15 protein-coding genes, 1 tRNA gene and 6 pseudogenes are annotated in these 21,587 nt (G+C 56.5%); 9 read left to right on the top strand and 13 right to left on the bottom strand.

What is annotated here, in order from left to right:
- Positions 1-42: 42 nt before the first annotated feature.
- Complete coding sequence (locus tag RBB80_RS19835) at positions 43-447, bottom strand: alcohol dehydrogenase catalytic domain-containing protein (RefSeq protein ID WP_433964161.1); 405 nt, start codon at positions 445-447, stop codon at positions 43-45.
- Positions 448-562: 115 nt separating this feature from the next.
- On the opposite strand from RBB80_RS19835, the gene RBB80_RS19830 reads away from it, so the two are divergent.
- Both RBB80_RS19830 and RBB80_RS19825 read left to right on the top strand, forming a co-directional pair.
- On the top strand, positions 563-1,342 hold the full coding sequence (locus tag RBB80_RS19830) for an MlaE family ABC transporter permease (RefSeq protein WP_433964160.1): 780 nt from the start codon (positions 563-565) through the stop codon (positions 1,340-1,342).
- Positions 1,343-1,361: 19 nt separating this feature from the next.
- Positions 1,362-2,203 (top strand): annotated as a pseudogene (locus RBB80_RS19825) (ABC transporter ATP-binding protein).
- A gap of 39 nt (positions 2,204-2,242) precedes the next feature.
- Here the strand turns inward: RBB80_RS19825 and RBB80_RS19820 are convergent.
- From RBB80_RS19820 to RBB80_RS19800, 5 genes and pseudogenes are all read right to left on the bottom strand, one after another.
- On the bottom strand, positions 2,243-3,484 hold the full coding sequence (locus tag RBB80_RS19820; RefSeq protein WP_433964159.1) for a Gfo/Idh/MocA family protein: 1,242 nt from the start codon (positions 3,482-3,484) through the stop codon (positions 2,243-2,245).
- 24 nt (positions 3,485-3,508) lie between these two features.
- Positions 3,509-4,434: pseudogene (locus tag RBB80_RS19815) on the bottom strand (FAD:protein FMN transferase).
- A 107-nt stretch (positions 4,435-4,541) separates the two neighbouring features.
- Positions 4,542-5,068: pseudogene (locus RBB80_RS19810) on the bottom strand (flavin reductase family protein).
- Positions 5,069-6,463: 1,395 nt separating this feature from the next.
- On the bottom strand, positions 6,464-7,054 hold the full coding sequence (locus tag RBB80_RS19805; RefSeq protein WP_433964158.1) for a hypothetical protein: 591 nt from the start codon (positions 7,052-7,054) through the stop codon (positions 6,464-6,466).
- Positions 7,051-7,824, bottom strand: coding sequence for a BON domain-containing protein (locus RBB80_RS19800; RefSeq protein ID WP_433964157.1), 774 nt, complete (start codon positions 7,822-7,824; stop codon positions 7,051-7,053). Before RBB80_RS19800 ends, RBB80_RS19805 begins: the two co-directional genes overlap by 4 nt.
- Positions 7,825-7,958: 134 nt before the next feature.
- Between RBB80_RS19800 and RBB80_RS19795 the strand changes: the two genes are divergently transcribed.
- Positions 7,959-8,035: transfer RNA gene (locus RBB80_RS19795), tRNA-Met, on the top strand.
- A 24-nt stretch (positions 8,036-8,059) separates the two neighbouring features.
- Here RBB80_RS19795 and RBB80_RS19790 read toward each other — a convergent pair.
- Positions 8,060-9,082 carry a tyrosine-type recombinase/integrase gene (locus tag RBB80_RS19790; protein WP_433964156.1) on the bottom strand — a complete coding sequence of 341 codons (1,023 nt, stop codon included), beginning with the start codon at positions 9,080-9,082 and terminating at the stop codon, positions 8,060-8,062.
- A 152-nt stretch (positions 9,083-9,234) separates the two neighbouring features.
- On the opposite strand from RBB80_RS19790, the gene RBB80_RS19785 reads away from it, so the two are divergent.
- Positions 9,235-10,346 (top strand): IS3 family transposase gene (locus RBB80_RS19785; RefSeq protein WP_433964155.1). Its coding sequence is split into 2 segments (ribosomal slippage): positions 9,235-9,487 and positions 9,487-10,346, totalling 1,113 coding nucleotides; the frame shifts between segments, so codons are not numbered across the junction.
- Between the two features lie 259 nt (positions 10,347-10,605).
- Here the strand turns inward: RBB80_RS19785 and RBB80_RS19780 are convergent.
- The 4 genes from RBB80_RS19780 to RBB80_RS19765 form a co-directional block, all read right to left on the bottom strand.
- On the bottom strand, positions 10,606-11,268 hold the full coding sequence (locus tag RBB80_RS19780; protein ID WP_433964154.1) for a carboxypeptidase-like regulatory domain-containing protein: 663 nt from the start codon (positions 11,266-11,268) through the stop codon (positions 10,606-10,608).
- 126 nt (positions 11,269-11,394) lie between these two features.
- On the bottom strand, positions 11,395-11,589 hold the full coding sequence (locus tag RBB80_RS19775; protein ID WP_433964153.1) for a hypothetical protein: 195 nt from the start codon (positions 11,587-11,589) through the stop codon (positions 11,395-11,397).
- A gap of 787 nt (positions 11,590-12,376) precedes the next feature.
- Positions 12,377-12,799 carry a hypothetical protein gene (locus tag RBB80_RS19770; RefSeq protein ID WP_433964152.1) on the bottom strand — a complete coding sequence of 141 codons (423 nt, stop codon included), beginning with the start codon at positions 12,797-12,799 and terminating at the stop codon, positions 12,377-12,379.
- Between the two features lie 47 nt (positions 12,800-12,846).
- A complete protein-coding gene (locus RBB80_RS19765) occupies positions 12,847-13,716 on the bottom strand; it encodes a hypothetical protein (protein ID WP_433964151.1) in 870 nt (289 codons plus the stop codon).
- A 191-nt stretch (positions 13,717-13,907) separates the two neighbouring features.
- Here RBB80_RS19765 and RBB80_RS19760 point away from each other — a divergent pair.
- Positions 13,908-14,080: pseudogene (locus RBB80_RS19760) on the top strand (rod shape-determining protein); the annotation flags it as partial.
- A gap of 162 nt (positions 14,081-14,242) precedes the next feature.
- Here RBB80_RS19760 and RBB80_RS19755 read toward each other — a convergent pair.
- Together RBB80_RS19755 and RBB80_RS19750 are read right to left on the bottom strand one after the other, a co-directional pair.
- Positions 14,243-14,626 (bottom strand): LysR family transcriptional regulator, encoded by a 384-nt coding sequence (locus RBB80_RS19755; RefSeq protein WP_433964150.1) that lies wholly within the window; start codon positions 14,624-14,626, stop codon positions 14,243-14,245.
- A gap of 426 nt (positions 14,627-15,052) precedes the next feature.
- Positions 15,053-15,280, bottom strand: coding sequence for a hypothetical protein (locus RBB80_RS19750; RefSeq protein WP_433964149.1), 228 nt, complete (start codon positions 15,278-15,280; stop codon positions 15,053-15,055).
- Between the two features lie 313 nt (positions 15,281-15,593).
- Here RBB80_RS19750 and RBB80_RS19745 point away from each other — a divergent pair.
- The 4 genes and pseudogenes from RBB80_RS19745 to RBB80_RS19730 form a co-directional block, all read left to right on the top strand.
- A pseudogene (locus tag RBB80_RS19745) lies at positions 15,594-16,493 on the top strand (helix-turn-helix transcriptional regulator); the annotation flags it as partial.
- A gap of 554 nt (positions 16,494-17,047) precedes the next feature.
- Positions 17,048-17,341 carry a TolC family protein gene (locus RBB80_RS19740; protein WP_433964148.1) on the top strand — a complete coding sequence of 98 codons (294 nt, stop codon included), beginning with the start codon at positions 17,048-17,050 and terminating at the stop codon, positions 17,339-17,341.
- An 18-nt stretch (positions 17,342-17,359) separates the two neighbouring features.
- Positions 17,360-20,505: pseudogene (locus RBB80_RS19735) on the top strand (efflux RND transporter permease subunit).
- Positions 20,492-21,577: an efflux RND transporter periplasmic adaptor subunit gene (locus RBB80_RS19730; RefSeq protein WP_433964147.1), complete on the top strand. Its 1,086-nt coding sequence runs from the start codon at positions 20,492-20,494 to the stop codon at positions 21,575-21,577. Before RBB80_RS19735 ends, RBB80_RS19730 begins: the two are co-directional and overlap by 14 nt.
- The last annotated feature ends 10 nt before the right edge of the window (positions 21,578-21,587 follow it).

Here is a 21,587-nt window from a genome sequence, read left to right as displayed (position 1 = left end):
TCCGTCAGCGCGGCAAACTCCAGCGGAACCCCTCCGGCACTATCAACGTATTTTTTTCGACGATCCGCGCCGGAATCCGAATAAACTCCGCGTAAGCCCCGTTATTGAACAAAAGATCTTCACACAGATTCTGCTGCCCATGCCTGCAAAAAAACAGACATCGCACGGAGCCGAGTTCAAAGCCACCACCCGGTCCCCGACCTTGAACGCCCCCACCCCTGCCCCAACCTGCTCCACCACACCCGCCAGCTCATGCCCAAACAGAATAGGCGGGTTCAGCATCTTGGCATGATAGCCTCGCCTGTAGACCTTCAAATCCGTCCCACAGGTCAGCGCAGCGCCCACCCGCACCACCAGTTCTCCGGCGCCAGCCTGCGGTATAGCCACGCGTTCCAGCCGCAGATCTTCCTTGCCGTACAACACCGCCGCCGTCATCTCAGCTTTCACTCTTCTATCTTCTCATTCCCACCTGATCGGTGCACATTAAGCTATTCCTCAAATCCTTCAAGAACATGCAATCCTCCCTGTAACCTCTGCATCTGATAATCTGAGCCACATAAACATGCCCTTTGTCTCCCCAGAGATCTTCGCCAAGCAAAGACTTGCCTCGATCCAGGACTACTCCATCCTGTCCTGGCGCGCCGTCGTCAATCTCTTCACACGCCCCCGCTATCTCGCCGACATCTACACCCAGATGGACTACATCGGCGTGGGCTCCATGCCAATCGTCGTTCTCACCGGCTTCTTTACCGGCTGCGTCCTCGCCCTCCAGTCCGCCACCTCACTTGAGGCCTTCGGCTCCGTCAGCCTCACCGGCAACCTCGTCGCCCTCTCCATGGTCAAGGAGCTGGGCCCCGTCCTCACCGGCCTCATGGTCTCCGGCCGCAACGCCTCCGGTATGGCCTCCGAGATTGGCTCCATGAAGGTCACCGAGCAGATCGACGCCATGCGCGCCCTCGGCACCGACCCCGTCCGAAAACTTGTCACCCCGCGCCTCTACGCCACCATCTTCATGCTCTTCTTCCTCACCATCATGTCGGACGCGTGCGGCATCGCTGGCGGCGCTCTCATCAGCATCGCCCTGCTCGGACTCAACGGCTCATCCTATTTTCACAACTCCTACCGTGCTCTCCAATACGGTGACGTCGTCCAGGGTCTCGCCAAGCCCCTCTTTTCCGGCTTCATCATCGCAACCGTCGGCTGCTACTTCGGTATGAACACCAAAGGCGGCACCCAGGGCGTCGGTAAAGCCACCACCCAGGCCGTCGTCGTCTCCTCGGTCTTCATCATCGTCGTCGACCTCCTCGTCACTCGAGCCATGATCGGCGTCTTCGGCAGGTAAAAGGCGGAAATCCCACATCATGACGGCATACCTCGCCCAATCCGGCTCCGCAACCCTCCAGGAATCAGACTCGCAGGAGCCCATCGTAGTCGTCGACGACGTCTCCATCATCTTCGACGTAAAGCCCGTCCTCCAGAACATCTCCTTCACCGTCCAGCGCGGCGAAACCCGCATCATCCTCGGCCCCGCCGGCGGCGGCAAATCCGTCCTCATGAAGCTCGTCAACGGCCTCCTCAAGCCCGACACCGGCTCCATTAAAGTCTTCGGCGAAGACGTCTCCACCATGCCCGAGACCGATCTCTTCAAACTCCGCAGCCGCATCGGCATGGTCTTCCAGGAGTCAGCTCTCTTCGACTCGCTCTCCGTAGGAGACAACGTCTCCTACCGCCTCCACGAAGATCACGTCCCCGAAGAAGAAGCTCACACTCGCGTCCTCGAGGCCCTCCGCTTCGTGGCCCTCGAAAACACCATCGAAAAGTTCCCCCCGAACTCTCCGGAGGAATGCGCCGCCGCGTCTCCATCGCCCGCGCCATCATCACCAACCCCGACCTCATCCTCTACGACTCCCCCACCGGCGGCCTCGACCCTATCACCTCCACCACCATCATCGACCTCGTCATCAAGCAGCGCGACGTCACCCAAACCACCTCCCTCGTCATCACCCACCGCATTCAAGACGCCTACCTCCTCGCCAGAAGCCGCTTCAATACCAAAACCGGCAAGGTCGAACAGATCCCCGACAACGGCATCGACGACAGCACAAAATTCCTCGTCATCAACGAGGGCAAAGTAGTCTTCGACGGCACCACCGAAGAGCTCGTCCACTCTAACGACCCCTGGCTCAAGGAGTACCTCTCCTGATCTGCCTTTGATCGAGCGGACCTTAGAAGCGACTACCGTTCAACCGTTGTCCTGGTGAGCCGCCTTCGGAATCAGCATCTTATTCTCCGCAAACACCGCATCATGCGCCACTGAGCACGCAATCGCCGCACGAAACCCACAGTGCACATCGGCAAAGATCGTATGCTCCCCACGCACCGCTTCAATGAAGGAGCGAGCCGACGCGAGCGTTGGGTCCTCCGAATGAGCAACCACAACCTTCTCGCCCGGGCCACGATACGGCATCTCGCCCTGAGTGGAGTACGACGCCCCCGTCACCACACCACGCTCAACGACGGTCTTACCCTCAGCTTGATCGACAGCCGGTTTCTTCAATCGATTCTTCTCGTAGTAAATCGTAGCGTCTTCGATCGTGATCTGCACGCTGCCCTCCGTGCCATAGATCCAGAACTCACACCCAACCTTCGCATTATCCGTGATCGAGGAGAACACCAGCCGCCGCCCCTGAGAGTAGTTAAAAACCGATTGCACATTATCCCCAACCGTACGTCCATCGTGATACCGGCAGATGCTGTTGGTCCCGATCACACTCTCCGGCTGTTCGCCAAAGATCCAGTTCGCCATATCAATATGATGCGAACCGAGTTCTGTGCCCAACCCTCCGGAGCTCTCGCGATACAAACGCCAGTTGATCAGCCGCTCCAGCTTTCCATCAGGATCAGGCGAAGGAACGCTGCGCCGCCAATCGCCGTTGCGATGCCAGTAGGCGTAAACGTGCGTCGGCGTTCCAATCTCGCCTGCTTGCACACGGCGTATCGCCTCCCGCACCCACGAGGCGTAGCGATACTCGTGGCCGATCTGGAAGAGAACCTTATTGCGCACCACCGCGTCGAGAATGTTCTGATTGTCTTCCACCGTAAAGCCCAGCGCCTTCTCTCCATAGATCGCTCGACCTGTCTTTGCAGTAGCAATCACATGTTCCGCGTGGCATGCCACCGGCGAGGCGATCATCACGGCGTCGATATCGTTGCGCGCCAGCAACTCGTTGTAGTCGGTTGTATGTCGCACCTCTTTGCCAGCCAGGCGATTCACCTGCTCGTAGCGCGGAGGATAGATATCGCAGATTGCCTCAACGGAAACTCCGGGCACACGCAGGAACTGGCGAAGATTCTCCTGCCCTCTGCTGCCCGCGCCAATGACGCCGAGTCGAACAGCTTTGACCGCCGGCGCCGCAGCGCGGGCGATCGTGGTTGAGGCAAGAGCGGCAGCAGAGGCGGATTGCAGAAAATCACGACGGTTCATAGTTGGCCTTGGAGCGAGTTCAATTTAGAGAGCACAATGCGTTCGGTCCACCGGGCTTGTCCAATGAAAGGTGGTGCAACGGGCAGCTTCCGCGTCGCCGGACACGATCAGTGCGTGAGCATCCGGTGCAAAGGTCTTGAGCGTGGCAACACTCTGCTCCGGTCTTTCGACAAAGACAACGTTCGAGAGCGCGTCGCTGACAGTCGCCGAAGGAGCTACAACGCTCACCTGTATCCTGCCTTCCACCGGGCGCATCGTGCGTGGATCCATGATGTGGCAATAACGATGACCACCCAGCGTGAAGTTCTTCTGACTGCAATCTGCGCTCGAGAGAGAGGTATCACGCAGCATAATCACCGATAGCGTCTTCTTCGAAGGCAAAGGCCCCGGAACGACGATACGCCATCCAGTCTTATGCGGCGGGGCGCCCAACGCGTACACGGTGCTGCTGCCCGCCGAAAGCATCGCTGCCGTAATGTGATCGGCACGCAGAATGCGAACCGCCGCATCCACAGCAAAACCCTTGCCGATGCCGCCTGGATCAAGCTCGATCCCCGGTGAGGTGAACTGCACGGTGCGGGCAGCCGCATCTACCTTCACCTTCTCCCAACCCGTTACAGCACGAAGATCTTCAAGCTCTGCGTCCATCGGAATACGTCCATCGTAACGGAAAAACCCCCAGGCTTTCATCAGGCGACCCACCGTAATATCGAAAGCCCCGTCGCTGGCTCGGCTCCAGTGCTCGGACTGCTGCAAAAATCCAGCATCTCCGGGTCGGTGGTCACCGCGCCAGCCCCGGCGTTCTGATTGATCCGCGACAACTCGCTGGAATCGCGATAGTTCGAGAGCAGTTGCTCAATACGGTCGATCTCGTCGAAGACCTCCTCGGACGTAGTAGCCGCAACCGTAGGGCTCGCGCTGTAAAGGTACAAAGTGAACTCTGTCCCCATGGCAGGGTGCGTGGTTCGAAACAACCTGGGCTGCGCGGGCGCAGCCTCAACCGTCAGTGGTGTCAAGCTCAGAGTTATCGCAAGCCACGCGATCGCCAACCGGCACTTCATCTCTTGCCCTTCTTCCACTCCTCGTAAGGGATCCTCGGAATATTCAAGAACGAATCCCGCGTCTTCACATAGGCTCCCAGCCCATTCATCCGGCCAATCGCATGCAACTCCTCCGACAACACATAAGGCCCAGCCGGGTCGACAAACTTGTCCTCGATATAAATCGATACCACCCGCCCCAGCACAATACGCGACCGCCCAATCTCCATCGTCGTAAACTCTCTGCACTCGAGCGCCGCATGAGCCTGCGCAATCCTCGGCACCTTCACCACCTGCGACGGTACCGTAGTAAACCCGGCCATCTCCAGCTCATCAAACTCCGCCGGAAAATCCGTTGCGCAGATGTTCATCTGCTGCGCGATATCCTCGGTCACCACATTCACCACAAACTCCCCGTTCGCCGGATATTTCGCGCCGTATCCTTCGCCACAAAATGCTCCGAAGGACGATTCGTCACACCCATCCCGATGATCGGCGGATCAGTGCAGAGGTAGTTGTACGAGCTATAAGGCGCAGCATTCATCCTGCCCTCTTCATTCATGCTCGTCACCAGCGCAATAGGCCGAGGCGCAACCAAACCGATCAGCAGGTTATAGGTCTCACGCGCCTTTATCTTCTCAATATCAAAAATCATCTTTACTCCCTGTACCCTTCAGCAGCCTAGCACCGTCGCCATCCGCTGTACTCACAATGGCCGCTCTTCGTCCTTGCGGCCGCCGTTGCTGTGTCTTTTGACTTTGTCGTTCTGGTTGTCATGCCCGAAGGGATCTGCGTTGACTTTGCAGTTGCCGTTGCTGACCCTGAGCGGTCTTGCCCTCCTTGTTGTCATCCCCGAAGGAAATCTGCTGTTACCTTGGCCTTTCCACACCAAAAACGTCATCTCGACCGAAGCTGTTCACAGCCTCATCGTGAACAGCGCAGTGGAGAGACCCCGCATTTGCCCTTGTCTTTGCTCTTGCTTTTTGCCTTTACGCATCAAAAGCGGCATCTCGGCACTGGCAACTGTCGTTGCATTTGCCTTTCTGGTTGTCATCCCCGAAGGGGATCTGCGGTGCCTCTGCTGTTGTTATTGTCGTTGTCGCTGTTGTTTCAGTTGCTCCTTTTTGCCGCACGCCAAAATAGCCGAGTCATCCTGAACGTAGTTGCTCACGGCACTTTATGAGCAACGCAGTCGAAGAACCCCCGCATTTCGCCTTTGTCTTTGTCGTTGCGCGTTCTCTCCCACCCCCAATAGTTGTCATCCTGAGCGTAGTTGCTCACGGCACTTTGTGAGCAACGAAGTCGAAGGATCCCTGTATTCGTCTTTGCCTTTGCTGTTGTTCTTCGTCATAAGCCTGTAGCGGACCGCTGGGCAGCCGACTTCCGATTCCCTGCCTAAACCGAAAGAACCCAAACTGAATCCCGCCTATCCCAACGAAAACCTGTCAAGCCCCGAAACAACGAAACCCCGCGCCAGACAAGGAGATTCGCGTGGCGTATGAGTTACCTCAAACCAGATAAACTTGAAGTAGAGATTTGAAAGAGCAGGAGGCGACACGCGGCCATACCTTCATCTCTTCGACCGACTGCAACTCATTTATAATCAATATTTTGCAAGTAAGTCCTTTCGTTGGAATATTTTACAGACAGTACCCCTGTCCAAACTATTCCAAATAATAGACTTACGCCCAAGATACCCCCGAGGGGGAGGGGAGGGTCGTCGCTTCAAGAAGGAACTTCGGCCGCCAGCGCACGAGCCTGCATGGAAAACACCACAGCAGCCACGCTCCGCACCACAAATTCACCACAACATGCGCTCGGCCCACTCGCAACCCACACAAGAAACGCCCGTAAACCAGCCGAAGCTGCTTCACGGGCGTGCCAAATCTGCGATGAAAAAGTGGAGAGAACCACCAGACAGCCCTCTCCCAACGACAACTTAGTAAGGCCGATAGTAACCAGGACCGTAGTAGTAGCCTGGAGGCGGCGGAGGAGGAGGGTACCGACGACGGAACTGTGGACCCGCTCCCACCGGCACTCCGGCACCCAGCCGATTCAACTCAGCCTGGGACACAGTCGTAATATCCGCCGGCTGCGTCAGATGGAAGACAAGAATAGCCTCAGGCGGCAACGCAGCCTCGCCACGGCCCGAAGCTGCCGACACGCCAAGGCCAGCCACGCCGCCAACGCCGGCACCAACCGCAGCCCCAACGCCGCCGCCGGCAACACCACCGATCAGCGCGCCAACCGCGCCCAACCCAACCGTGTTCCCTACCGTACTCCCGGTCTTATCCACCCCCTGGTGCCACCAGAAATCCGTAGCTATCGGGTACACCCTGCCCCCCAACGAAACAGAATTGAGCTGCAACTTCAACTCGCCCTTGCCCTTCAACTCGCCCGCAGTATGCACCGCAACCACGGTTCCCTGAATAGAAGCACCCCGGGGAATCGCAATCGCACCGCCAGCCACAACGTCGTTCAGAACTACTCCATCAAACGCGGTCCCCACCGTCGTGCTCTTGCTATTCATCCCCTGGTTGATCCGAACCCGGAGGTTGGTTCCAATCGGCACCACCACAGCGTCTCCACCCTTCTGCGCCACATACGGTCGCGGCGGAGGATACTGCGAGGGGTATGGCTGACCATACCCCTGATACTGTCCAGGCTGCTGCTGTCCCTGATAAGGCGGTGGATATTGGCCGCCCTGCTGCGGAGCGCCATAAGCGGGCGGATACTGACCACCCTGTCCCCCCTGATAAGGGGAGGGTACGGACCGGCCTGCTGCGAACCCTGCGGCGCAGCAGGCGCATTCGGACTGGTCGGTGCGGTAGCCCTCTGCGGCTGCGGAGGAGCAATCGAGCCATCGGATTGGAGATTCGGATTCGTGCCCAAGGACAGGTCCTGCTGCTGCGAAGAATTGCTGTCAGCAACCGCCGGCACCGCACCGACGATCAACTGATCCACAACCTTTTGAACCCCGGCCGTGTTCGAAACCAAGTGGTCCGCCAGATCACGCAACGGCTCATCCCGGACCGTGCCACTCAGCGTCACTACACCGTAAACAGTGGTCGAAGTAATCGCCTGATCGGCCAACTCCGGCGCGCCGGCCAAAGCCTTCAAAACGTTTGCTTCAATTTGGGCGTCGGGTACGGTCGCCGGCTTGGCCTGCGCTAACCCTACACCCCCTCCAACGCCAGAGTCGTCATCAAAAATACCGTCATCGCGAACTTGGAAAAAACTTGCGCTGAATCCCCTGACACATACGCCCCTCCGCTCCTCCGGCGCGGCACTTATCGCCACGCGAATATCCTATTGATGCAGACTCAGTTTTCGGAAAAAGTTACGCTGAATCCCTCGATGCAGATGGGGGAGGCGTTCTTAAGTGCCAATTCGAGCCTGTTTGACCTTGGATAAAAGTAACGGTATATTCAAAGAGCGGGGTGGAGCAGCCCGGTAGCTCGTTGGGCTCATAACCCAAAGGTCGTAGGTTCAAATCCTACCCCCGCAACCAAAGAACTTATTGATGTCCAAAGGCTTAGGAGATGATGACTCCCGAGCCTTTTCTTTGAATAGCCAATAAGCTGCCAACAATTTCCGCATTAGTCTCTTTTTCGAGCTTCGCAACTGCTTCGTTGACGGCTCTCTCAATCTCCGCACCTACATTCTGTGCAGCCTCAAGGTTCCGACCCCATTCAGGTTGACCGCCGTACACGTCCAAGGTGAAGGAACCCGTGAGCGCGTGTCCTATCCGCTCTTGGATCGTCTTCAGTGGGACGCGGAGGGCGTCGAGCACTGCCACGTTGAAATGACGGAAGGCATGGAACCCTGCCTGCGGTATTCCCAGAGACTTGAGTAGCGCCGTCATCTTCCGACCGCGATACACGTTCATGTCCCAAGGTCTGCCGCTGCTCGAGGAGAACAGGAAATCATGCCCCTTCCCTCTCTGCCGTGCGATCTGCTCCCACAGAAGAGAGATAAGCTGCGGTGATAGCGCCAAGCTACGAACAGAGTTGTTCGTCTTCGGTGCCTGTTCCTTGCCGAGCCAAACGGACTGATTGACGGTCAAACGTTCGCCGTCGATATCAGTCAGCCGTAACCCCGCAAGTTCGCCAGACCGCAATCCAGTCTCCGCAGCCAACCAGTAGAAGACACGGTGCTCACCTTCGGACGTCACAATGATTCTTGCGACATCAGCCAAGGTGAAAAACTTCGCCCTCTTCTTTGGTCTGCGGGGTAGCTTTGGTTTCGGGAGCAGAGCATCCACGTACTTCTGTGCAAGAGCGGCGTTCCATATAAGGCTCACCGTTCCCCAGTAGTTGCGGATGGTCTTAGGGTCAAGACCTTCTGCCATGCTTGCCGCGACGAAGCGTTGGAGATCGCCCGCGTCGATTGCCCGCATGTCCTTCCGCCCGAAAGCTGCCTTAAGTCTTTTCAACGTACTCCGTGCGCCTGATCTGGTTGAGGGCTTCGACAGGGATAAGTAATCACGTTCCCATATCTCCGCGAATGCCTCGAACGTTGCTGACTTCCGTTCACTGATCGGTGACGATAGGGGCATGGAGCTGTGGAAACCGCTTCGCGCTTCCCACAGCGCCATGCCCCCGACGGCGACTATCTGAACTCAGAGATGCTGATGGGCCCCGGTAATTTTGAGCCAGGAGAAATGTTAGTCTTCGACCAAATCTAACCCTATGGCTGAGGAGGATTTGGATGAGGAAGAGACGGTTCACGGTAGAGCAGATGATTGGTGTGCTGAAGCAGGCGCAAGTAGGCGTTCCTGTCGCGGAGGTGATCCGCAAGGCGGGGATTAGCGAGCAGACGTACTACCGGTGGAAGGCGAAGTACGCTGGCCTAGAGGTGGACGAAGTTCGCAAGATGGCTCAGTTACAAGAAGAGAACCTGCGTTTGAAGCAGCTTGTTGCAGAGCTAACGCTGGACAAGACGATGCTGCAGGATGTGCTCTCAAAAAAATGGTGAAGCCTTCGCGGCGTGGGCCGATGGTGGAGCGGCTGGTTGGAAGCTACCTGGTAAGCGAACGGCATGCCTGTCGTGTTCTACGCGTCCCTCGAGCGACCTACCGCTACCGAAGCTGTCTCGATCCACGGACTGAACTGCGGATGAGGATCCGCGAGATCGCTCAGGCAAGAGTGCGTTATGGATACCGCAAGATCCGCGTGCTGTTGAACCGCGAAGGCTGGGATGTGGGCAAGTACTTGGTGTACCGGCTGTACAAGGAAGAAGGACTGACGCTGAAGAGGATGAAGCCTGCCGGGAAGCGGAAGGCATCTCGAACTCGTGAGGATCGGATCAAGCCTACGGCTCCGAACGAAGCCTGGAGTATGGACTTCGTGATGGATCAGCTGCAGGATGGAACGCGGTTCCGCGCCTTGACGATCGTGGATGTGCATACGAGAGAAGCTGTAGCGATTCAAGTAGGACAGAGCCTGAAAGGAGACGATGTTGTGCGGACACTGAACCAGTTGAAGCTAGACCGTGGCGTGCCGAAGGTGCTGTTCTGTGACAACGGCAGCGAGTTCACCAGTCAGGCGATGGATCTATGGGCTTATCGCAACAGCGCTAAGATCGACTTCTCCAGACCAGGCAAGCCAACAGACAACGCCTTCGTTGAAAGCTTCAACGGAACCCTGCGAAGTGAATGTCTGAATATCCACTGGTTCCTCGATTTGAAGGAGGCAAGACACCTGATCGAAGCATGGCGGCAGGAATATAATGAGAGTCGTCCTCACGCAGCTCTCGATGACAGGACGCCGAGCGAGTTCGCCAGCCAGATCGCGGCTAGCCGCGATCTGGCTGGAACCTAAACAGGTCGAAGACTAACTCTGACCTTGGTACAGGAAAATTAGGCCCTTCACAGAACGCGCTACACTAACTCCTCACTGGCACAAAAGATCGGGCAATCCAAATAGTTCGGCTGCCAGCGTCCGTTATCTCCCTTGCAGATAAACGGCGTAGAGAGAGCGTGGAGCATGCGTGATTTCTTTGTGCCTGTACCTTGGTAAAAGTAGCGCGGATCCTGATGCAGGATGGTGGGCAGGATAGCGCCGCCGACCATGATGTCGATCAAACCGTTGGCATAGTGGGCGCCGAAACGCTGAGCATATGCTTCCCCGCCCTGCCTGAAGTGGTGGGCGTTGTCCGCCTGGTCGAGGCCCGCCAAGAAGGCGGACCCGAGGACAGTGATGGGTCCGTCGTGGTCTTGAGAGCGAGTCTGAACTTCAGCTTCGGGGTGAGTGGCACGGCGTTGCGATCATAGACCGTGTAGAAGTTGGGGATGAAACCCAGGACGCGCTGCTTCTCCTCAGCCTTTTCCTGCTCTCCGGCGAGCTCTTCAGTCGAGAGAACTGCGTTTACCGACGTTACCGCTGCTGCAATCCGCAGCCGGATGCCCGTCAGGTCCATATATTGACCTGGCTGGAGGATGACTTCAGGCGAGTTCCAGTCGGCGAATCCGCTGGCGCTGACGGTGATACGGTACGGCATTTCCGGATTGAGATGGTCGAGTTGAAAGAAACCGCTATCGTTAGTCTCCACGCGTTGGGGATCGGAGAGCGACGGGCCTTCAAGAGCGACCGTAGCGCCCGGAACGGTGCCATCATTCACATCGGTCACTGTACCGATGATCGTTCCAGTCTGCGGTTCGGGTGCGGAGATCTGCGGGGTTCCCGCTACGCTGGTGACAGAAACACCGAGAATAAGGAAAAACAGGTAATGCTTGACAATCAACTGGCATCTCCAGTCTTTTTGACATCGTGTTAGTGCAGGTGCTCGATTTTTCACGCGCGGCTCGAGTCTTGTGGACGTCTTCAGCACATTTCTTCCTCTCGCGGCGCACGACACTACCTTTGCGAGTTAACGCTGTTTGCGACGCATCATTGAGGCGCCACTAAAAGCGTCGAGCGGCCGAACACGCGAATGGTCCGTCTCGTGCCAAATACTGCACTTCTTGACCGCAGATCTGCCGAACATCAGGTTGATCGATGTCATGATCTGCAGCGATATGGCCACGAATGCGACGATCAATACTTGCCAGTCCAGTGTCATCATTTCTCGATACCTCACGACGCCGTATTGCAAGGCAAGGGTCACTTGCGACTGATTGAAACCAGAGACGACCAGCCGACGAGGACTCACAGCATTTGAACTGCATGCTGTCAGAAAGCTGACGGTGCCAAATGGAAACCCCTTCGCGTCGTCTTCGACTTCTCGTGATAGTAGTCCACGAACGCAAGTGCGCCAATTACATAAAGCTAGTAGCTACGAGGTTAAGAGCATCTGACAGAGGCTATCTTTCGCGAGTTAACCGCTCCTGCAATTCCTCATTGGGACCAGCTAAAGGAAACATCGAGTAACCAACAGGTCTTGGGTGAGAGAGATTCTTTGCCTGGTTGCAGAACTTCCATCGTCTGGTCGTCCGATATGAGCATCGCATCGAGAACTTTCTTGCAATGCTCTACCTAACCTCGTCTGATCCTGCTAAGGAATTTATGAAAAATGTCAAACTGCTACAGCCTCCCCGGCAGTGCTGCTGGCACTGAGTGAAAATTTATGCTGCCACCGAGTACGATGAAATCCTCGCGTCCGGTGCAACCCATGTTGCCACTTGAATGACGCGGTCTCGGTTGCCAAATCCCGCTGTCCGAGGCGGCATCGCGACTCCGATCGGGGCAACGGGTCGTCAGGTGCGGTTTGCCCGTCATCCGACCGCAACCCAGGGAGTCGGATTCATTCACAGGCTCACCGAGTGCCTCGGCTATGAAGCTCTCATTGAGATTCGCGGTAGCTGAAACTTCTCGATGGAACCGTAAAAGGACCTCGGGTTCGTGTAGCGACCTCATGCCTCCGTGGGGAGGCGCATAGGGACAAGAAAGTTGCTGGCGAGAAGGTAGGCGAATAGATGTCCGAGAGGTGGCGCGCGACGCAGCTCACTTGCCGAAACCCATCCATTGGTCTCATTCCACTCCCACCCGTTAACGGAAGCACTCTTCAACCATTCCCGCAGATCCGCAGCGGTCATCGGATAAACGTAGATGCGAACATTCTGGGCGAAGAGACGTGAGAGAGCCTCCAGAAGTTTGCCTTCGAGATTGCCGTAAAGGTCTTCGAACGCTCGAATCACCAGGGAAAGACCTCCGACGAAGCGTACAGGGGCCTGCGTATGACGGTTTACGAGAGCTGTCATGTGGTAGAGCTCGGGTTTACGAAAAAGCAGTACGTCGCCGCCAGCGGCGAGAAGCGAATCGATGCGACGAAGCAATTCGGGAGTTTCCGGGGCTGGTTCTTCCGGCGTGAGCGGAGCAACGGTTAGGCAAAAAAACCAGCGGGCGCCGATTTTGTTTCGCTAAGGTCCCCTTGAAGCTCTTGAGATGCCGAAGCCAATAATCGCAAATGAACGTGCGAGTGAACGGAATCGGTGTGGCCAAAGGATCCCGGTGCAAGCACAATGGCTTTCTTGTAGAGAACCTCGGTCGGGGGAACAGCGGGGCCCTTGGTTGGGAAAAATACTGCCTCGGCGAGTCCGTCACGAACCAACTGGACTAGCAGGGCTCGGTGATCCCAACTCTCAAATGCCGGCCCGTGAAGATCCACGTAGTCGATCTCGATTCGCTCTGCGACGACATCTTGTGCCAGGCATTCCAAAAATGATTCTTTGATTTGTACTTCATAGAACGCGGCATAGATGAGGTTGACTCCCAGAATACCGATGGCTTGCTGCTGGAGGACATTGGAAGGATCGCGCATATTGATGTGCAGCAGGACGTCGTTCGGAGGACCACCGGGCTGCAACTGGAACCGGAGACCGATCCAACCATGTGCGTCGTTGGTTCCGGCGAAGTTACGGGCGGAGACGGTATCAACAAAGCAGAAGAACCGAGTCTGTGGCCCACGAGTCTTGCTTAATTGCGTGAGAAGCTGGGTCCATTCGTTATCCAGCATCGCCTCGAGTCTCTGTTTAGATACGTAGCGCGACCCGGAGCCGTAGAGGTCATCGCTGACTTCCTTATCGTAAGCGGAGATGGTTTTAGCCACGGTGCCGGAAGCTCCTCCCACGAGAAGGAACCAACGCGCGACTTCCTGTCCGGCGCCGATTTCGGCGAAAGAACCGAAGGTGGATGTATCAAGATTAATAGTGAGCGCTTTGTGGTGAGTGTCGAGTTTTTGAGTGGAGGGCATAGCCATCACCTCGTTGAATTGGGCTACCTAGAGAAATGAAAGAATGCGTTTTTACACATCAATGACAAGAGGCTTATCCCAACTGAAGGCCACTCTTAGGGTGGACTGGATTCGGCCGACGAGGACTGAGGCTGAGGAACTTCGGCGGATGATCTCGTTTTTGAACAGGCAGCTTAGAAAGAAGCATCCTTATGTTACCTCGTGGTTTTTATCCCGGGGCGTCGCGCGTGTGCAACCTAAGGCCGCTCTTTTTAGCCTTTTCTCAAGCGACTTGGCCATAGATCTGGGAACCTCCAATACACTAGTTTATGTTCATGGCAAGGGGATCGTGGTGAACGAGCCGTCCATCGTAGCCATTAACAAGCGGTTCACGGAGGATTGTTATCACATCGAGACCTCGCAACATCTTCTTGGCGAAAGGTGGCCGCGTGATGCCAACGTCGATCTCATCTTGCGAAAATGCCGCTTCTGTTGAGGCGGACTTGAAAGAGCAGTCTTACTCCAGGAAGAAGCTCCTTGTACTGCCTTACGATGCTCGGAAGGAACTAGCGGTGGCAACGCTGCAGAATCCGAGGGTCAGAGTCCCAATTTCTCCGTGGGCTGCAAGTTGTGCAGCCTCAGCTGCATGATCGGACTGTTTCAGTGTCCGCAAGGTCTCATGACAGAAGACCGCTCCCTGAGGGGTCAGTCGTACCGTCCTGCCTGAAAGCGCAAGGAGTTCGATGCCAAGCTCCCGCTCCAGTTGAGTCAGTGTTTTGCTGATCGCAGGCTGCGAGATGTGCAGGAAACAGGATGCTTCCCGAAATCCCTTCTGTTCAGCTACAGCAGCAAAGTAGCGAAGATGCCTTAGCTCCATTGATAACCCTTGAATATCATTGCGATGATTTGTGGTGATAGATGGAATCACCATCTCGACGACTTTACTCCTCCAAGGAACTGGCAACAAAAGGCATGAGACACGCCAACAATTTCAGCAACGAAAAACGCGCTAGTGTTTCCTAATCTCCAGTGAGTGACTTTCCACTTGGACGGATAGCCGGTTTTACGTCTAGGTGGACTGGATTTGTAAACACTGGCCGACTTCACATTACGTTTAGAAGCATGTTCCAATCGTGCATTTGCGCGATCAGAGTATTCTCGATCCGCGCCGTGAGGTGCTGAAGAGGGCGCGTAAGGGCCAGAGGATTGTCGAGCAGACTCGCGGATCACTTCCGCTGTACTCGCTTTGCGGAAGTAATCCGCACGCCGGTTACAGTGAGTTGGCTTGGCTATTCGTGTCAGCGCCATGCCAACAAAATACAGGAACCGAGCATACCGCTCTCCAGCGGGGCCGGTCCTAGGAAGCCTCTCTTCGCGGCACAATCGGCAGCCTCGTTGCGCGCCACGCATGAAATTCATCAACCAGGTCCGTCGCGCGCCAGAGTCCGAGTCCGAGATCCTGCAGAGCTGCGGCTGCGAGGCTTGAGATATAGTCTTCGGAACAGAACACGATTACCCGGAGATCATGATCGGTCGCGACCGGCAGCCGCGCGCTGGAGGCCGGGTTGAACCGCCACTCGAGCACGTTACGCTCGACAATCAACGCGCCCGGAATACTAACCCTCGATCGCGCTGGCCCTCGGGACGAATATCGACGAGTATCGCCTCTGTCTTGGCCGCGTCATACGCCTCATCCGGAGATAGCCGTCGCAGTCGGCCAAACGAGCCGCCGCCAGCATTTGCTCAACGCTCAAGGTACCGGGCCGGTTTGTGGGTTTACCTCTCTGCACGTTCCACTCTTGATGAACTCTACGCCTTCCGCTCCGCGGGCTCCAAACATAAATTCATCGTGCCTTAAGGCTGGATGTGCTATCGTGTCTCGATAACGAGGTTCGATAATGAAAGGCGATACGGATAACCGCGATCTCTACTCCGGCATGATCCGTCTTCACATCCTGCATCACGCCGAGCATGAAGCCATCTTCGGAGCAGGCATGGCAGAAGAGCTTGCCCGGCACGGATACAAGATCAGCCCTGGGACTCTCTATCCGATCCTCCATGGCTTAGAAAAGCGCGGCTATCTGAAGTCCGAGGAAGAACGGTTCGGCAGGACTGCCCGACGCCTCTACCGGATCACGGCTTCCGGTCGCCGAGCGCTCAAAACAGCGAAGCTTCGGGTTCGCGAGCTTTTGGAGAGCTCATTGAAGGCAAATAGTCCATTCATTCGAGATTCCCGGTGGATCCGTGGGATTGGTATTGGCAGCTTCCTCGTAATTAGTGCGTCGGCTTTGGTTTTGGCCCAGTCCCCGGTCGCAGCTACTTCCGTGGCAGACCCTGATCTCACGATCGTTCAAGTTGTTCAGGATGCCCAGCAGAACTACCCCGCGATCCATGTCTCCGAACAGGAGCTCAACGCGGCTGTGGCAAATATTCGGTTAGCGAGAACTTCCTATCTTCCACGCCTCGATGGGATTGTGGAGATCAACAGGGCCACGCGAAACAACGTCTTCGGTACGCTCCTCCCTCAGAGTATTTTGCCAAGCATGTCCGGGCCGGTCATCGGGACCAACAATGCCGGGTCCGTCTGGGGAAGCGCCACTGGACTCTTGGTCAATTGGCAACCGTTCGACTTCGGCCTGCGACACGCCAAAGTGGAATCGGCGGCGGCAGCGCGTGACCGGGCAAATGCAATTGTGCAAAGAAGCCAGCTTGAGGTCTCAAGCGCAGCGGCGGATGCCTTCTTGACGGTTCTCGCGGCTGGTCACGCTCAAAATGCTGCCCAGGTTGCCGTCGATAACTGGGAAACCCTTCGGAAGAGTATCCATGCACTTACGACGTCGGAGTTGCGTCCCGGCGCTGACGAATCGAGAATCGAGGCTGAGAAGGCGGCTGCGAATACTCAACTGGCCCTCGCGACCGAGGCGGTCGAAATGGGCCAGGCGACCCTCTCCAAGTTTCTCTCGAAGCCCGATGGCATAGCGAGACCACTCAGCTCCTCCCACCTCGTTGGCGAGGTTCCTTTGGGCGCAGAGGACGATGCGGATTTTCATCCAGAAAATACTCCCGCCAGGTTGGAGCAACATGCGGTCGTCTCTCAGTCGGCTTCGGAGCTTCACGCCACGGACCGAAGCTGGGTTCCGCAGTTCAACCTTGAAGCAGCGGGTTATGGGAGAGGCACCGGCGCAGAGACAACCGGACAGCGCTTGGGTGGTGCAAATGGTCTCGCTCCAACTGTAGGAAACTACGCTGTCGGTCTGAACATTACCTTTGGCTTTCTCGATTTCGCCAGCATCCACGCTCGCGAAGTTTCCCAGGCTGCCACCTTAAAGCGGAGCAATCTCGCGAGACGTTGGTGGGACGGCAACTCCAGGAGCGGTTCGCCCAGGCACGAGCCGCCCTGCGTGCGACGCGCAGCATTGCGAAGAACACTCCCATTCAGGCGGCGGCGGCTCGAACCGCTCTCGCGCAGGCCACTGCTCGTTATAAGGCTGGTCTCACTTCGATCGATGATGTGGCGCAGGCGCAACGGCTTTTGGTGCAGGCAGAAATGGACGATTCGATCGCACGCCTGAATGTCTGGCGCGCGTTTCTTCAATTGCAGTCTATACGTGGCGATCTTCAGCCTTTCCTTCAGGCAGCTCAGTAATTCAGGTGGTCATTTGACATGCGTCTTGTCCTCGCAGCTCTGGGTCGTCCTCTCACCGTCATCGTGGCGTTGATCGCAATCATCGCCGGGTTCTTCATGGCGGTTGGGAGAATGCGCATGGACATATTTCCAGAAGTGGGAAATCCTGTGATCTACGTCGCGCAGCCCTACGGCGGCATGACACCCGCTCAGATGGAAGGGTTCCTTACCTACTATTACGAGTACCACTTCCTCTACATCACCGGCATTCAAGCGGTAGACAGCAAGAGCGTCCAGGGCGCTGCTCTGATGAAGCTCACCTTCCGTGAAGGCACAAATATGCAGCAGGCGATTGCCGAGACCGTTGGCTACGTCAATCGCGCTCGTGCCTTCATGCCGCCCGGTACGGTGCCGCCCTTTATCACCCGCTTCGATCCTGGGAGTGTTGCCGTTGGTCTCCTCTTATTCACGAGCAATAACCACACGCAAGGCGAATTGCAGAACATCGCTCTGAATCAGGTGCGCCCGCTGTTTGCGACGCTTCCCGGAGTATCTGCACCGCCTCCTTTTGGTGGCAACCAGCGAACGATAGTCGTTACGCTCGATCCCGACAGGCTCAAGCAGTATGGTGTGTCGCCTGAACAGGCAATCGCAGCAGTAACTAGCGGCACGGTCGTATCGCCCTCCGGCAATCTCTACGACGGAACCCTGAACCGCATCGTTCGGACGAACTCCACACTGGGGCCCGAGCTGAACGACTTGATGGCGGCTCCCATTCATCCGCGTTCTGGAGCCAACATTTACTTGCGCGACATCGGAACCATCGAGAATGGGACGGATATCGTGACGGCCTACGCTCATGTCGACGGCCGCCGTACCGTCTACATCCCGGTGACGAAGCGGTCGGATGCATCTACGCTGGCGGTCATTCAAGCCGTAAAAGCGGCAATCCCCAGCTTAAGAAAGTGATGCCGGATGATGTCGATGTGCAACTGGCGTTCGACCAATCCGGTTATGTATCGAACGCAATCAATGGCCTCGTCAGAGAAGCGGCACTCGGCGCGATCCTGACAGGACTCGTTGTCCTCTTGTTCCTAAGAGATTGGCGCGGCGCATTGATCGTCGTAGCCAACATCCCCTTCGCTCTTTTCACGGCTGTACTCCTCTTATGGGCCACAGGCCAGACGATCAACATCATGACCCTCGGTGGACTCGCATTGGGGGTAGGTGTCCTCGTGGATGAAGCAACGGTCGAAGTAGAGAACATCCATACGCAGCTCCTGCCAGGTGTCTCTCGGGCACGAGCTGTTCTCGAAGCCTGCCGCCGTACCGTGCTGGCCCGTCTGCTTTCGATGCTCTGCGTTCTGGCGGTATTCGTTCCATCTTTCTTCATGAATGGAGTCGGACGGCAGCTCTTCGTTCCGCTGTCTCTTGCTGTCGGCTTCGCTATGGTCGCGTCATACTTTCTGTCGAGCAGCCTGGTTCCGGTCTTTGCCACCTGGATCATGAAGGAATCGCATAAGGGAGAAGAGAGAGAAGGCAGCTTCGGCAGGTTGAGAACACGTTATGAGCGGTATCTAAACTTTGTGCTGGATCGTCGGTGGCCCGTTATCCTTGGCTACTTCGCGATCTCTGCACTCATTCTCATTTTGGTTGCGCCCCGCATCGGGAGCGAGATATTCCCGGACTCCAACGGACCTGTCCTGCGAATGCGGCTGAAAGCGCCTATTGGCACGAGGATTGAAGAGACGGAGCCTATGGTGATTCAGGCTCTGGATTTGATCCGCAATACAGTCGGCAAAGATAATGTAGAGATTACCTCTGACTACGTTGGCGTTCAACCTTCAAGCTACCCGGTGAATCTCATTCATCTCTTTACGAGTGGCCCGGAAGAGGCTCTGGTACAGGTCCAGCTTCGGCCCGGCCATCCCGACGATGAGAGGTTACGAGAGGATCTTCGCGCCGCATTCCACAAGGAGATGCCAAACCTGACGATTGCATTTGAAGGGGGAGACATAATCTCGCAGGTCATGAGCTTCGGGTCGCCGACACCCATTCAGATCGATGTGCAAGGTGTCGACATCGATCAGGACTACGCCTATCTGGCAAAGGTCGAAGCCGAATTACGGAAGCTCGACTTCCTGCGGGATATTTCCATCGTTCAGCCCCATCTTTACCCTACTGTCGAGGTGATGGTAAACCGCGATTATGCCGGGCAGTTCGGTCTAACGATGGCTGATGTAACGAACTCTCTGACACCAGCGACTGGCTCCTCGCGATTCACAGCGCCGAACTACTGGCGCGATCCCAGGACGGGGAATGCATTTCAGATCCAAGTACAGCTACCTTCAAATCGAATGCAAGGTCTAGGAGCACTCTCTGCGTTGCCGCTGATGCGCGATGGACAAACTCAGCCGCAGCTCGATCAGGTTGCCAAACTTGAGTATGGAACCATGCCTGAGATGATTGAACGATTGAGCGGACAGCGGATCGTGAGCGTAACGGCAAACCTTCACAGGATACCCCTTGGCGAGGCTGAGAAGCGCATCAGTGCGGCGTTGAAGAATCTGCCCGCAGCTCCGAAAGGCTCGGTCGTTGCGGTGCGCGGGCAAATCCCCGCCCTCGAAGAGACAACCTCTGGTCTCCGCACCGGACTTCTTCTTGCCATCGCTGCAATCTTCCTGCTGCTCATGGCAAACTTTCAGTCTCTGCGACTACCTCTCGCGATACTTTCCACGATTCCTGGTGTCCTCTGCGGTGTGGTCCTGATGCTCCTGTTAACAGGAACCACACTCAACATCCAGTCCTTCATGGGCGCGATCATGGCAGTCGGCATTTCGGTCGCCAATTCCATTCTTCTTGTCAGCTTTGCAGAGCAGGCAAGACACCAGAATCAAGATGTCGAGACAGCGACCCGGACAGGAGCGACAAGCCGCATCCGGGCCATTCTCATGACAGCAACGGCAATGATATGCGGCATGATTCCTATGGCAATTGGTTTTGGAGAAGGAAGCGCGCAATTGGCTCCTCTGGCTCGGGCCGTGATCGGTGGACTCACCTTCTCTACGTTGACGACTCTCACTGTCCTACCGGCCGTCTACGCGCTGCTACAACGTAAAGCGTCTACCACGTCGAATTCACTCAATCCCGAAGATCCATCGAGTCGATACTATGTCCATCCATAAACGCGTGTGCTTTTTGCTTCCGCTGGTGTGCTGCCTGCCTGCCTTCTCCCAAAGTTCTGCGCATGTGGAGATGGCGAAGGTGGAGAGCCGCTCCTCGGCTCGAACGGTTCCTCTGACTGCGAAACTCGCTCCGTTCTTGCAGACCGATATTGAAGGCCGCTCCCCTGGCTATGTGGAAAAGGTGCTAGTTGACCGGGGCAGCCCGGTCCACCGGGGTCAACTGCTGGTTCAGCTCTCTGCGCCGGAGATCAACTCGCAAACTTCTGCCTCGGAAGCGAACCTCCATCAAGCCGAAGCTGAGGCAGCACAGGCGGAGGCTCAGGCGGCCGCAGCCGAAAGCACAGCAGCGAAGCTTCAAGAGGCAGCCAAGACCCCCGGTGCTGTTGCCGGCAACGAATTGCTGCAGGCTGAAAAGCAGCGGGATGCGGCACTGGCTCTGGTCGATAGCCGGAAGGCTGCGGTACGAACCGCAAAAGACCGTCTCCAGGCGAGTCAGGCAACGGAGTCATATCTCCGCGTGACCGCCCCATTCGACGGAATGATTACCGATCGATTTGTTAATCCGGGAATGCTCATCGATGGTGGTCACACTCCGATGCTCAAGCTCCAGCAGGTCGCCCATCTGCGGTTGATAGTGCCCGTGCCTGAGACCTATACCGGCTCGGTCGTGAAGGGTATGTCGGCGGTCTTTCATGTTCCGGCACGTCCCGGAAGAAGCTACACAGCAAAGGTGGCACGCATCCCGAATGCGCTCGATCAGCAGAGCCGGGCAATGATGGTCGAGCTAGATGTGTACAACAAAGACGGGAGCCTGGCTCCTGGCATGTATCCGACGGTCGATTGGCCGGTCAGTGCTGGAGAGAATCTTCTGTTTGTTCCTGCCACGAGCGTCGTTACAACGACCGAACGAACCTTCGTTATTACTCAAATCAACGGTAGAGCGCACTGGGTTGATGTGCGAAAGGGGCCAACTGCTGGAGAGAACGTTTCTATTCGAGGGCAAATCGCTGTTGGCCAGGAGGTCGCCAAGCGGGCTTCTGATGAGATTCGCGAAGGAACGCCACTCAGATAGCTGAATCTCA

This window comes from Tunturiibacter gelidiferens (assembly GCF_051013345.1).
In the GTDB taxonomy this organism is placed as follows: domain Bacteria; phylum Acidobacteriota; class Terriglobia; order Terriglobales; family Acidobacteriaceae; genus Edaphobacter; species Edaphobacter gelidiferens_A.
This window is presented reverse-complemented; position numbering and strand designations above follow the sequence as displayed.